This window comes from Variovorax glucosi (genome assembly GCF_051216695.1).
In the GTDB taxonomy this organism is placed as follows: domain Bacteria; phylum Pseudomonadota; class Gammaproteobacteria; order Burkholderiales; family Burkholderiaceae_C; genus Variovorax.
In genome coordinates, this window is record NZ_JBPJZE010000002.1 from 501,648 (window position 1) to 514,434 (window position 12,787).

Here is a 12,787-nt window from a genome sequence, read left to right on the forward strand (position 1 = left end):
GTGATCGATCTCGGCATTTCCAAGATCGCGCTGATCGGCGCGGTCGCGCTCATCGTCATCGGACCGGAGAAGCTGCCTCGCGTGGCACGGATGGTCGGCACGATGCTGGGCAAGGCTCAGCGCTATGTGAACGACGTCAAGGCCGAGGTCAATCGCTCGATGGACCTCGACGAACTTCGCAAGATGAAGGACACGATGCACAGCGCCGCGCGCGACGTCGAGCAGAGCATCCACACCGGCGCCAGCGATTTCGAGAAGCAGTTTTCCGAAAGCGGACAGACCCTGTCCGCGCTGGCCGAACCCGACACGCCTTCTTATCCCGTGTATCCGGCCTACCGGCATCCGCGCAAGAACTGGCGGCTGAAGCAGGGCGCGACGCCGCAGTGGTACAAGTCGCGCAACGGCGTGCGTACCAAGGCGCTTTCCGGTGCGGCGCGTGTCGCGCGGTTCCGGCCGCACAAGATCGACTAGTCCGATCTGCCCGATGCGCAGATCGCTGCGCCGGCATTTCCATCCGTTCCCGCACACCGGCCTCCTTTCCGTTCGCAGCAATTTCCATGGCCGACTCTTCCGATACGAAAAAAGACGACGAACTTGCCGGCACCGAGCAGCCGTTCGTGCAGCACCTCATGGAGTTGCGCGACCGCCTGCTCTACTGCTGCTACGGCCTCGCGGTGGCGGCTGCGCTGCTTGCGTTCTGGCCTGGCCCGAGCGGCCTGATCGACATGATCGCGATGCCGATCCGCGCGCACATGCCGCACGATGCCAAGCTGATCGCGATCGGCGTGTTCTCGCCGTTCTTCGTGCCGCTCAAAGTGCTTGGCATGACGGCCGTGCTGCTGGCGCTGCCGTGGCTGATGTACCAGATCTGGATGTTCGTGGCGCCGGGGCTTTACAGCCACGAAAAGAAGTTCGCGCTGCCGTTGATCCTTTTCGGCAGCCTGCTGGCCTATACCGGCATCGCATTCGTGCAGTTCTTCGTGCTCGACAAGATGTTCGGCTTCATCCAGCGATTCACGCCCGAATCCGTTGCGGCGACACCCGATATCTCTTCCTACGTGGAGGCGATCCTGTCGCTCTACATCGCCTTCGGTTGCGCCTTCCAGGTGCCGATCGTGGTGATGCTGCTGGTGCGATTCGAGATTGTCACGGTCGAGAAGCTACGCGAGTTTCGCGGCTACTTCGTGGTGCTGTCGTTCGTGGTGGCGGCGGTGCTGACGCCGCCGGACGTGGTTTCCCAGCTGGCGCTGGCGATCCCGATGTGTCTGCTGTACGAGATCGGCATCATCGCCGCCAAGTATTTCGTCAAGATCAGCAAGGCGCCGGAAGAACCCGGCACCGACATCAAGCCGAGCTGAGCTGAGCTGAGCTGAGCTGAGGGATGGCGTCAGGACCGGTGCGAAGCCGGCGCCGTCCATGATGACTATTCGGTTTCCGCCGGATTGCGCCGCGCCCGGCTCTTCGGCCGAAGACCCGGATTCACATTCAGCTCCATCTTGTCGCTGCCCCGCTGCAGCGCAAAACGCGCTTCGCTGCCGGGCTTGAGGCCGGCGACGGCGGTCAGCAGTTCCTGGACGTTGTCGATCTTCTTTTCTTCCACTTGCGTAATGACGTCGCCCGGCCGGATTCCGGCCTTGGCTGCCGGTCCGTTCTGCAGCACGCCTGTGATGATCACGCCCGCGTTCGCCTTCACGCCGAAGGTCTCGGCCAGCTCCGGCGACAGGTCGTTCGGCTCGACGCCGATCCAGCCGCGTGTCACCTTGCCTTCGGTCACGATGTCGCTGAGCACCTGCTTCGCCATCGACACCGGAATCGCGAAACCGATGCCCATGCTGCCGCCGGAGCGCGAGTAGATCGCGGTGTTGATGCCTTCGAGGTTGCCGTTCACGTCCACCAGCGCACCGCCCGAATTGCCGGGATTGATGGCCGCGTCGGTCTGGATGAAGTTTTCGAACATGTTGATGCCGAGCTGGTTGCGGCCCAGTGCCGAAACGATGCCGCTGGTCACCGTCTGGCCGACGCCGAACGGATTGCCGATGGCCAGCACCTGATCGCCGACCTGCAGCGCGTCGGAATTGCCCAGCACGATGACCGGCAGCTTGTCGAGATCGATCTTGAGCACCGCGAGGTCGGTGTCCGGGTCGGTGCCGATCACCTTGCCGCGCGCGTGGCGACCATCGTTGAGCGTGACGTCGATTTCGTCGGCGCCGTCGACGACGTGGTTGTTCGTGAGCACATAGCCGTCGGCGCTGACGATCACGCCGCTGCCGAGGCCGACCTGCGGCTGGTCGCTGTTCTGCTCGCCGAAGAAGAACTTGAACCACGGGTCGTTGTTGCGCGGATTGCGCTGCGCGGCTTTGCTCGTGTTGATGCTGACCACAGCTGGCGAGGCCTTCTTCGCCGCAGCGCTCAGGCTGCCGGACGCGGTGTTGCCGGCGATGACGCCGACACTGGGCGCCTCTATTACCGAGACCAGCCCGCCGAGCGAGGTGCGCCGATTGAGCAGCTCGGGTTTCAGCGTCGAGACGACGAAATAGGCCGCCAGCAGAACGGTCACGGTTTGGGCGAAAAGCAGCCAGGTGCGCTTCATGGGGCAGGATTTCATAGTCGGAAGTAGTTCTCAATTGTCCCTGAACGACCCGGGCTCGCGCGACCCTGTCGAGAAGGACAACGCCGCCAGGTTTCGTGCAATTAGGTGCAAACCCTTAAAATCACGGCCCTCGCAGCCGGCTGCCTCCTACATCGCCCGGCAGGTTCCCTGATTTCTTTCCTGGTTTTTCATGACTGCACCCGACTTGGCGCGCCCGGCTTCCGCCGCGCCCGCCCGCAACCTCGACAAGAACGACTACAAGACGCTCGCGCTTTCCGCGCTCGGCGGCACGCTCGAGTTCTACGACTTCGTCATCTACGTCTTTTTCGCCACCGTGCTGGGCGCGCTGTTCTTCCCGGCCGACATGCCCGACTGGTTGCGCCAGCTGCAGACCTTCGGCATCTTCGCCGCCGGCTATCTGGCCCGTCCGCTGGGCGGCATCGTCATCGCGCATTTCGGCGATGTCCTGGGACGGAAGCGCATGTTCACGCTGTCGATCTTCTTGATGGCCGCACCGACGCTGGTCATCGGCCTGCTGCCGACTTACGAGTCCATCGGCATCGCTGCGCCATTGCTGCTGCTGGCCATGCGTGTCCTGCAGGGCGCTGCGATCGGCGGCGAAATGCCCGGTGCCTGGGTCTTCGTGGCCGAGCACACGCCGCAGAAGCGCTACGGCTTCGCCATCGGCACGCTGACGTCGGGCATCACCGGCGGCATCCTGCTGGGTTCGCTCGTCGCGGTGTTCATCAACACGCACTACACGCCGGCCGAAGTCAGCGGTTTCGCCTGGCGCTGGCCTTTCATCGTGGGTGGACTGTTCGGGCTGGTATCGGTGTATCTGCGCCGTTTCCTGCATGAGACGCCGGTGTTCAAGGAACTGGCCGGCCGCCGCAGCGTCGACCGCGAACTGCCGCTCAAGACCATCGTGCGCGACCATCGCGGCGCCAGCCTTTTCGTCGGCCTGCTGACCTGGGTGCTCTCAGCGGCCATCGTCGTGGTCGTGCTCTACACGCCAACTTACCTGCAGAAGGTGCACCACATTCCGGCGGCGCTCGCGCTGCAGGCCAACGCCGTCGCCACGCTGATGCTGACGATCGGCTGCGTGATCTTCGGTTGGGCGACCGACCGTTTCGGCACCCGCGCGGTGATGCTGTTCGGCTGGGCCGGTCTGCTGGTCACGTCCTATCTTTTCTACACGAGCCTTCCGGGCACGCCGACCTCTCTGGTGTGGCATTACGGACTGGTCGGCCTGTTCGTCGGAACGATCGCGACGGTGCCGATCGCCGGTGTGCGCGCGTTCCCGGCGCATGTGCGTTTCTCGGGGCTCTCGTTCTCGTACAACATGTCTTACGCGATCTTCGGCGGCTTGACGCCGGTGATTCTCACGCTGTGGCTGCAGAAGGATCTGATGGCGCCGGCGCACTATGTCGGCACGCTGGCGGTGGTGGGTTTCCTGCTCGCGCTGCTGCCGATCGCTTCGCGTGGCTATCCGATGCGCGCCGCGCCACAATGAACGGATGAGCACGACACGTCACGAACTCCTGCACGCCTTCGACCTTCTCCTCGCGCCTGCGCGCTTCAAGGATTACGGGCCGAACGGCCTGCAGGTCGAAGGCCGCACGACGGTGCGCAAGATCGTGTCGGGCGTCACCGCCAGCCGCGCGCTGATCGAGGCAGCCATCCGCGCCGAAGCCGACGCGATCTTCGTGCACCACGGCCTGTTCTGGCGCGGACAGAGCGGCTGCATCACCGGCTGGATGCGCCAGCGGCTGGGGCTGCTGATCGGCCATGACATCAATCTCTTCGCTTATCACCTGCCGTTGGATGCGCATCCCGATCTGGGCAACAACGCGCAACTCGGCCTGAAGCTCGGGCTCGTGCCGCGCGCGGGTGCGGAAGGGCGTTTCGGCGAGCAGGATCTGGGTTTCGTCGGCGGACGCGTCGACGGCGCAGCGTTCGCGGATGCCGGTGCACTGGCGTCGCATGCCGAGCAGGTGCTGGGTCGACAGGTCACGCTGGTGCCCGGTGGCGGTGCAAAAAGGCCGATCCATACCGTTGCCTGGTGCAGCGGCGGCGCGCAGGGCTACTTTGAAGCCGCGATCGCAGCCGGTGCCGATGCCTTCATCACCGGCGAAATCTCCGAGCCGCAGGCGCATTACGCGCGCGAAATGGGCGTCGCCTTCCTGGCCTGCGGCCACCATGCGACCGAGCGCTACGGCGCACCGGCCGCAGCGGCGCATGTCGCGGCACAGCTGGGCCTGACGCACGAATTCATCGACATCGACAACCCGGCATGAGCATGAAACCGATAGCCATCACGATGGGCGATCCGGCCGGCATCGGCCCGGAAATCGTCGTCAAGGCATTCCGCGACGCGCCCGACGTCACGCGAGACTGTTTCGTGGCCGGCGATGTCGAAACGATTCGGCGTGCCAGCCGGATGCTGGCAGCGCCCGGACGGCTCGCGATGCCGGTCGCCGTACTGCAGACGCTGGGCGAACTGCTGTCCGTGCCGCCGAATTGCATTCCGGTGCTGCAGGTGATCGAGCCGCCGCATGACATCGCGCTCGGCCAGGTCGGCGCATCGGCAGGGCGCGCTGCGGGTGGATGTGTCGAATGGGCGGCGCGCGCGGCGTTGGCCGGCGAGATTTCAGCGCTGGTGACGGCGCCGCTGCACAAGGAATCGCTGTCGGCGGCCGGTTACAGGTTCCCTGGGCACACCGAACTGTTGCAGGCCGAGGCGGCGGCATGGTTGAAACTGCCGATCGCCAAAGTGCCTGTGCGCATGATGCTGGCCAACGACGAGTTGCGTACCGTGCTGGTGAGCATCCACATGTCTCTGCGCGATGCCATCGCCGCCGTGCATCCGCAAGGCGTGCTGGACACGATCCGCATCGCGCATCGTGCGCTGGAGACCGCGTTGGGCCGTCCGCCACGCATCGGCGTCGCCGGGCTGAATCCGCATGCGGGGGAGGGCGGGCTGTTCGGCACCGAGGAGCGCGACATCATCGCGCCGGCTGTCGCTGCCGCGCAGCGGGAAGGCATCGATGCGCACGGGCCCTATGCGCCCGATACCGTGTTCATGCGCGCACGCGCCACGCCAGGCAAGACCGGCGAATTCGATGTCGTTATCGCGATGTACCACGACCAGGGCCTGATTCCGGTTAAGTATCTGGGCGTCGACAAGGGCGTCAACGTGACGCTGGGGCTGCCGCTGGTGCGCACCAGCCCCGACCACGGCACCGCATTCGACATTGCCGGCACCGGAAGAGCCGATCCGGCCAGCCTGATCGAAGCGATCCGCATGGCGCGGGCGCTGGTGCCGGTGGCCTGACCGGAAGGTTCAGTCGATCAGGGGCGCATCAGGGGCTGATCAGGGGCGCTTGAGGCTGTCGCGGATCTCGCGCAGCAGAGCGATGTCTTCCGGTGGCGCGGCGACGGCGGGTGCGGCTTCTTCCTTCTTGCGAAGGCGATTGACCTGCTTGACCATGATGAAAATGATGAAAGCCAGGATCAGGAAGTTCACCGCGATGGTGATGAAATTGCCGTAGGCGAGTACCGGGATGCCGGCTTTCTTGATGTCGGCGACATTGTTCGCGACGCCCGGCGGCACGGTGCCGAGCACGAAGAAGAGGTTGGAGAAGTCGAGCTTGCCGAAGACCAGGCTCGCCACCGGCATGATGACGTCGCCGACGAGCGAATCGACGATCTTGCCGAACGCGGCGCCGATGATCACGCCGACGGCCAGATCGATGACGTTGCCTTTGATCGCGAACTCGCGAAATTCCTTCAGGACGCTCATGGTTGGGACCTCTCTCCAGGGTTGAAAGTCGGCAGTATAGGAGGGCATCGCACACGGCGTCGCAGGCGATTTGCGGTGCGTGAGGCGCGTTGAATCCACTTGTATCGCTCCGCTACAATCGCGCGTTGAACCAGATCCCAGCGACAAGATTGAGGACCCCCATGAGTGACATCCCCGTCGGAGCCCCACGGATCGACAAGAGCAAGCGAACGTGGTTAATAGCCTCCGGCTGTGCCGGCGCTGTGGGTGGCGCAGCAGTCGCAATCCCCTTCGTCAGCACTTTCCAGCCCTCCGAGAAAGCGAAGGCAGCGGGTGCGCCGGTCGAGGTCGACATCGGCAGCATGCAGGTCGGCGAGAAGATCACCGTCGAATGGCGCGGCAAGCCGGTCTGGATCCTCAAGCGCACCCCGGCCCAGGTGGCGGAGTTGCCGAAGCTCGACGGTCAGTTGGCCGATCCGGAATCCAAACGCAATCCTTCCGAATTCACGCCCGAGTACGCGATGAATACCGGGCGTTCCATCAAGCCCGAGGTGCTGGTGGTCGTCGGCATCTGCACGCACCTGGGCTGCTCGCCGACCGACAAGCTCCAGGCCGGCCCGCAGCCTTCGCTGCCCGACAACTGGGAAGGCGGCTTCCTCTGCCCGTGCCACGGCTCGACCTTCGATCTGGCCGGCCGCGTATTCAAGAACAAGCCGGCTCCCGACAACCTGCCGGTGCCGCCACACATGTATCTCACCGAGACGCGACTGCTCATCGGCGACGACAAGAAGGCCTGAGGGGACACACGACATGGCTGATTTCCACGAAGTTTCCCCGAATGCGCCCGCCGGCGAGCGGCTGCTGAACTGGGTCGACAACCGGTTCCCGCTCAGCAAGCTCTGGAACGAGCAGTGGGGCAACTACTACGCGCCGAAGAATTTCAACTTCTGGTACATCTTCGGTTCGCTCGCGATGCTGGTGCTGGTCATCCAGATCGTGACCGGCATTTTCCTGGTGATGCACTACAAGCCGGATGCGACCCAGGCATTCGCCTCCGTCGAGTACATCATGCGCGACGTGCCGTGGGGCTGGCTGATCCGCTACATGCACTCGACGGGCGCATCGGCGTTCTTCGTCGTCGTCTACCTGCACATGTTCCGGGGCCTGATGTACGGCAGCTACCGCAAGCCGCGCGAACTGATCTGGGTTTTCGGTTGTGCGATTTTTCTGTGCCTGATGGCCGAAGCCTTCATGGGCTACCTGCTGCCGTGGGGCCAGATGAGCTACTGGGGCGCCCAGGTGATCGTGAACCTGTTCGCAGCGATTCCGTTCATCGGTCCGGACCTGGCGTTGCTGATCCGCGGCGACTACGTCGTGAGCGACGCGACGCTCAACCGCTTCTTCAGCTTCCACGTGATCGCCGTGCCGCTGGTCCTGCTGGGTCTGGTTGTCGCTCACCTGATCGCGCTGCACGAAGTCGGATCGAACAATCCGGACGGCATCGAGATCAAGGCAAATCGCGGTCCCGACGGCCATCCGGTGGACGGCATTCCGTCGCATCCCTACTACACGGTGCATGACATCCTGGGTGTCGTTTCCTTCCTGACCATCTTCTCGGCCGTGATCTTCTTCGCCCCGGAAATGGGCGGCTACTTCCTCGAATACAACAACTTCATCCCGGCCGATTCGCTCAAGACGCCCAACCACATCGCCCCGGTCTGGTACTTCACGCCGTTCTATTCGATGCTGCGTGCCATCACCGGCGAGATGATGTATGCGCTGATCGCCTGCGTGGTGCTCGCTGCGGTCTACGGCGTCTGGAAGTCGCGCCTGGCGGTCATCTTCAAGGGCGCGATCGTGATTGCGGCTGTCGGAGCCGTCGCGCTGATGCTGTCGATCGATGCGAAGTTCTGGGGCGTGGTCGTCATGGGCGGCGCGGTGATCATCCTGTTCTTCCTGCCCTGGCTGGACCACAGCCCCGTACGGTCGATCCGCTACCGTCCGAGCTGGAACAAGTACCTTTACGGTGTGTTTGTCATCAACTTCGTCGTGCTGGGGTATCTGGGGGTGCAGCCGCCATCGCCGATCGGCGAGCGCGTGTCGCAGATCGGAACTCTGTTCTATTTCGGCTTCTTCCTGCTGATGCCCTGGTGGAGCCGGCTCGGCAACTTCAAGCCGGTGCCGGACCGCGTGACGTTCGCTGCGCATTGAGCTGGAGCACAAAAGAATGAAGAAACTCCTCCTCACGCTGATCGCCGCACTCGGAATCGTCGCGGGCTCCGCCACTGTGTCGAGCGCGGCCGAAGGCGGCATCGCCTGGGACAAGGCGCCGAACAAGACCAACGACCTGGCGTCGCTGCAGAACGGCGCGAAGCTGTTCGTCAACTATTGCCTCAGCTGCCATTCGGCTGCGTTCATGCGCTACAACCGACTCCAGGACATCGGTATCTCGGAGCAGCAGGTCAAGGACAACCTTCTGTTCACGACAGACAGGGTCGGCGACACGATGAAGGCCAACATCGATCCGAAGCAGGCCAAGGACTGGTTCGGCGCGAATCCGCCCGACCTGACTTTGGTGGCGCGCTCGCGCTCCGGTCACGGCGGCACGGGTGCCGATTACCTGTATACCTACCTGCGCACCTACTACCGCGACGATACCAAGGCGACCGGCTGGAACAACCAGGCCTTTCCAAGTGTCGGCATGCCGAACGTGCTGTGGGAACTGCAGGGCGAACGCCGTCCGGTCTACGCCAAAATGGAGCAGCACGGCCACGAGGTCGATGTGTTCAAGGGATGGGAACAGGTCAGCCCTGGCAAAATGACGCCCCTCCAGTTCGATCAGTCGGTCGGCGATCTCGTCAACTACCTGCAGTGGATGGCCGAACCGGCGCAAAACACCCGCGTTCGTGTCGGCGTCTGGGTGCTTCTGTTCCTGGTCATGGCGCTGGTCTTCGTCTGGCGGCTCAATGCCTCCTACTGGAAAGACGTCAAGTAGTCGCTTATCGACCGGCATCGCGTGAAGCGGCCGGTCCCTCAGAGTGGGTTGCTTCCGCATCCCACTCTTTTTGATTTTTAGGAGTCTCTCGCCATGATGGTTCTGTATTCAGGTACGACCTGCCCTTTTTCCCACCGCTGCCGCTTCGTGTTGTTCGAGAAAGGCATGGACTTCGAGATTCGTGACGTCGATCTCTACAACAAGCCTGAAGACATCAGCGTGATGAATCCGTACGGCCAGGTGCCGATCCTGGTCGAGCGTGACCTGATCCTGTACGAGTCGAACATCATCAACGAGTACATCGACGAGCGTTTCCCGCATCCGCAACTCATGCCCGGCGACCCGGTCGACCGCGCACGTGTCCGTCTGTTTCTGCTCAACTTCGAGAAGGAACTCTTCGTTCACGTGGCTGCGCTCGAAAATCGCACGGCCAAGGGCAACGACAAGGCACTCGAGAAGGCTCGCGCGCACATCCGCGACCGGCTCACGCAACTCGCGCCTGTCTTCCTGAAGAACAAATACATGCTGGGCGACAACTTTTCGATGCTTGATGTCGCCATCGCGCCGCTGCTCTGGCGTCTCGACTATTACGGCATCGATCTCAGCAAGAATGCGGCTCCCCTTCTGAAATACGCCGAACGCATCTTCTCGCGTCCGGCCTATATCGAAGCGCTGACCCCGTCCGAAAAGGTGATGCGCAAATAATCCAGTCTTCTGCTCTCCGCAAGCCCGTACCCCATGACCGACACGCAACAGCCCACCTCCACACGTCCGTACCTCATTCGGGCGCTGTATGAATGGTGCACCGACAACGGCTTCACGCCTTATGTCGCGGTGCAGGTCGACCACACGGTACAGGTGCCGCGCGAGTTCGTGAAGAACGGAGAAATCGTTCTGGACATCAGTTTCGGCGCGACCAGCTCGCTGAAGCTGGACAACGAGTTCATCGCGTTCAAGGCCCGATTCGGTGGCATCGCGCGAGAGATCATCGTGCCGATCGGTCGTGTCGTCGCCATCTACGCCAGCGAAAACGGAGAGGGCATGGCCTTCCCTCCGCCGATCGAAGCCGAAGACGACATCGTCGATGCGGACGCGGATACGGACGGAAATGGCGAGCAGGCCGACCTGGCCAGCGGCGCCGGGTCTCCCGGCATCGCGCTTGCCAAGGAACCGCAACAACGTTCGCCCCTGCGCGACGCGTTGCGGGGAGCCGAATCAGAGGGCAACAAGGTCATCCATCTGGTCAGCACCGATTCCGAGGATTCGGACACCGATTCCAGCCACGATGGCTCCAGCGAGCCGCCACGTCCGCCTTCGCCCAACGGCGGCGCCAAACCGTCTCTCAAGCGCGTCAAATAGCAAGCCGCGCTCCCGCTAGAATCCACACCCGTGCCGCTTTAGCTCAGTTGGTAGAGCAACCGCCTTGTAAGCGGTAGGTCGTCAGTTCGATTCCGACAAGCGGCACCATTTCGAAACAAGAACGCAGCCAGCGAGCTGCGCAATGCGCCACTGGACATCCGTGTTCCATTCGATCGCAATACTGGCACTGAGCCTCGCTGCCATTTCGGTGCCCGCATCGGCGGCCGACACACCCACACCGTTCAAGATCACCCTGGGCTCCTACAGCGTTGCTGGAGGCGCTCTTCCAGCAGGGCCCGGACTCGACGTCAACCTGCGCTACACGTACGGCAGCGGCAACGTCTGGTTGGGATGGTTCAGATCGCCCGCGCTCGACTTTTCGCAGCTTCGAGGAGGCTGGGACCATGTGTTCTCCCTGGGGCCCGTGCGCGTGTTGCCTTCACTGCAGTCGGCGTCGGGAGGCTTCGTGGGCGGCAGTCTTGCGATCGAAACCGGCGATCGCTGGTTCGCCGGGATCGGACTGGGGCGCACGAATCTCCACGCCTACGCAAACCTGAACTTCGACCCGAACGATTCGTTCACCGTCTACGGCGGATGTCGTTGGGACGAAGAAAACACCGTCACCGTGCAGTTGATTCGCGACAACCGCGACAACCCGGATCAGCAACATGTGCACCTGATCTGGCGCAAGGGCCTTTCGGAGGGTCGCCAGCTCGTCTTCGACCTGCTCGAAAAGCAGGGAACCGTCGAGAACCGGTTCGTCCGGCGAACCGGACTTTCGGTCGGTTACGACTGGCCGGTGTGGTCCGTGCGCGCAGCGTGGGATCCCAAGGTCAATTTCACGCCGCAGAACATGGTCCGGCTTTCGCTGGCGCGGCGATTCTGATCCGCTCGGTCGTCCGTCACCTGCTTCAGGTGCTGCGCCGCGCCACCCAGTAGACGGCGCCTTCCGGGCCGTAGCGCTCCGAATGCGGTGTGCCGCGCGGTAGATCGAATGTTCCGCCGCGTGTCAGATATTGCGTGTCGCCATCGCAGGTCAGCCACATCTCGCCTTGCGTGACGACCGCACTTGCGTCGAACGGGTGCGAGTGCATGGCGATGATCTGATGCGGCGCCCATTCGCGGACCAGGGCTTCCTCGAATCCGGCGGCAAGCGCCTCGGACTCGAACTTCTCGAAGCTTTCGAAGTTCATGACGCCGCCAACAGAAAAGCGATCAACCCTTCGTTGAACTCCGCCGAATGGGACGCGTTGAATCCGTGCGGTGCGCCCTTCACGACCTTCAGCACGCTGCCCGGGATGGCCTTGTGCGTCCGCGCACCGCTCACCTCAAGCGGCACGATCGCATCCGAATCGCCGTGGATGACGAGCGTCGGAATCGTGATCTTCTCGAGATCGGCACGGAAGTCGGTTCGGGCGAAAGCGCCGATACAGTCGAGCGTGCCCTTGGGCGATGCGAAGGCTGCAATCTGCACCGCATACGCACGCTGTGCCTCGCTCACCTGCAACTTGCCACCGGCCGTGAAGAAGTTCTTGCTGAAGTCTTCCAGAAAGGCGGCCCTGTCGGTCTTGACGCCGGTCTCGAACTGCTCGATCGTCGCATCGTCCAGGCCACCTTCCGGGTTGTCGGCGCTTTTGTAGAGGTACGGCGGCACGGCAGCGGCGAAAACTGCCTTGCTCACGCGATCGGTACCGTACTTGGCGATGTAGCGTGCCACCTCGCCGCCGCCCATCGAAAAGCCGACGAGCGTCGCGTCCTTCAGGTCGAGTTCGGTCATCAGGCCGTCGAGGTCGGCAGCGAAGGTGTCGTAGTCGTAGCCCGACCACGGTTGCGAAGACGATCCGAAACCGCGACGGTCGTAAGTGATCACGCGGTAGCCGGCGGCGACGAGTGCCGGAACCTGCGCTTCCCACGAGCGCCCGCTCAACGGCCAGCCGTGGATGAGCACGACGGGTTTACCGCTTCCCTGGTCTTCGTAATAAAGCTGGACCGGATGATTGTTTTCGGTAGCGACGGTGATCGACGGCATGTGTTTCTCCTTTTGAAATGACGAGGTCGGTTG

Annotated in this window: 15 protein-coding genes and 1 tRNA gene; 12 read left to right on the top strand and 4 right to left on the bottom strand. The window is 63.1% G+C overall.

The window, feature by feature from the left end; all coding sequences use genetic code 11:
• Entirely contained in the window at positions 1–471 is a 471-nt protein-coding gene (gene tatB, locus ACSFA3_RS10650; protein WP_435505415.1) for a Sec-independent protein translocase protein TatB, read from the top strand.
• 86 nt (positions 472–557) lie between these two features.
• Entirely contained in the window at positions 558–1,358 is an 801-nt protein-coding gene (tatC, locus tag ACSFA3_RS10655) for a twin-arginine translocase subunit TatC (RefSeq protein WP_435505416.1), read from the top strand.
• Positions 1,359–1,423: 65 nt separating this feature from the next.
• On the opposite strand, the gene ACSFA3_RS10660 is transcribed toward tatC, so the two are convergent.
• Positions 1,424–2,590, bottom strand: a complete 1,167-nt coding sequence (locus ACSFA3_RS10660; RefSeq protein ID WP_435505417.1) for a S1C family serine protease — start codon at positions 2,588–2,590, stop codon at positions 1,424–1,426.
• Between the two features lie 190 nt (positions 2,591–2,780).
• Here ACSFA3_RS10660 and ACSFA3_RS10665 point away from each other — a divergent pair, with 190 nt between their 5' ends.
• Genes ACSFA3_RS10665 through pdxA form a run of 3 tightly spaced genes read left to right on the top strand, consistent with a single transcriptional unit; the run spans position 2,781 to position 5,924 of the window.
• A complete protein-coding gene (locus ACSFA3_RS10665) occupies positions 2,781–4,103 on the top strand; it encodes an MFS transporter (protein ID WP_435505418.1) in 1,323 nt (440 codons plus the stop codon).
• Between the two features lie 4 nt (positions 4,104–4,107).
• Positions 4,108–4,887 (top strand): Nif3-like dinuclear metal center hexameric protein, encoded by a 780-nt coding sequence (locus ACSFA3_RS10670; RefSeq protein ID WP_435505419.1) that lies wholly within the window; start codon positions 4,108–4,110, stop codon positions 4,885–4,887.
• Between the two features lie 2 nt (positions 4,888–4,889).
• The gene (gene pdxA, locus ACSFA3_RS10675) at positions 4,890–5,924 is read left to right on the top strand and encodes a 4-hydroxythreonine-4-phosphate dehydrogenase PdxA (protein WP_435506201.1); all 1,035 of its coding nucleotides are present in this window, start codon (positions 4,890–4,892) and stop codon (positions 5,922–5,924) included.
• Positions 5,925–5,963: 39 nt separating this feature from the next.
• Here the strand turns inward: pdxA and mscL are convergent, their stop codons facing one another.
• On the bottom strand, positions 5,964–6,392 hold the full coding sequence (mscL, locus tag ACSFA3_RS10680) for a large conductance mechanosensitive channel protein MscL (protein WP_435505420.1): 429 nt from the start codon (positions 6,390–6,392) through the stop codon (positions 5,964–5,966).
• Between the two features lie 161 nt (positions 6,393–6,553).
• Here mscL and petA point away from each other — a divergent pair, with 161 nt between their 5' ends.
• From petA to ACSFA3_RS10715, 7 genes are all read left to right on the top strand, one after another.
• On the top strand, positions 6,554–7,168 hold the full coding sequence (gene petA / locus ACSFA3_RS10685; RefSeq protein WP_435505421.1) for a ubiquinol-cytochrome c reductase iron-sulfur subunit: 615 nt from the start codon (positions 6,554–6,556) through the stop codon (positions 7,166–7,168).
• Positions 7,169–7,181: 13 nt separating this feature from the next.
• A complete protein-coding gene (locus ACSFA3_RS10690; protein WP_435505422.1) occupies positions 7,182–8,582 on the top strand; it encodes a cytochrome b in 1,401 nt (466 codons plus the stop codon).
• A gap of 16 nt (positions 8,583–8,598) precedes the next feature.
• Positions 8,599–9,366, top strand: coding sequence for a cytochrome c1 (locus ACSFA3_RS10695; protein ID WP_435505423.1), 768 nt, complete (start codon positions 8,599–8,601; stop codon positions 9,364–9,366).
• 93 nt (positions 9,367–9,459) lie between these two features.
• Entirely contained in the window at positions 9,460–10,071 is a 612-nt protein-coding gene (locus ACSFA3_RS10700) for a glutathione S-transferase N-terminal domain-containing protein (protein WP_435505424.1), read from the top strand.
• A gap of 33 nt (positions 10,072–10,104) precedes the next feature.
• Entirely contained in the window at positions 10,105–10,725 is a 621-nt protein-coding gene (locus ACSFA3_RS10705; RefSeq protein ID WP_435505425.1) for a ClpXP protease specificity-enhancing factor, read from the top strand.
• Positions 10,726–10,757: 32 nt separating this feature from the next.
• Positions 10,758–10,833 (top strand) — tRNA-Thr (locus ACSFA3_RS10710).
• Between the two features lie 34 nt (positions 10,834–10,867).
• Positions 10,868–11,611: a hypothetical protein gene (locus ACSFA3_RS10715; RefSeq protein WP_435505426.1), complete on the top strand. Its 744-nt coding sequence runs from the start codon at positions 10,868–10,870 to the stop codon at positions 11,609–11,611.
• A 25-nt stretch (positions 11,612–11,636) separates the two neighbouring features.
• Here the strand turns inward: ACSFA3_RS10715 and ACSFA3_RS10720 are convergent, their stop codons facing one another.
• Both ACSFA3_RS10720 and ACSFA3_RS10725 read right to left on the bottom strand, forming a co-directional pair.
• Positions 11,637–11,918 carry a cupin domain-containing protein gene (locus ACSFA3_RS10720; protein ID WP_435505427.1) on the bottom strand — a complete coding sequence of 94 codons (282 nt, stop codon included), beginning with the start codon at positions 11,916–11,918 and terminating at the stop codon, positions 11,637–11,639.
• A complete protein-coding gene (locus ACSFA3_RS10725; protein ID WP_435505428.1) occupies positions 11,915–12,754 on the bottom strand; it encodes an alpha/beta fold hydrolase in 840 nt (279 codons plus the stop codon). Before ACSFA3_RS10725 ends, ACSFA3_RS10720 begins: the two co-directional genes overlap by 4 nt.
• Positions 12,755–12,787: the final 33 nt, after the last annotated feature.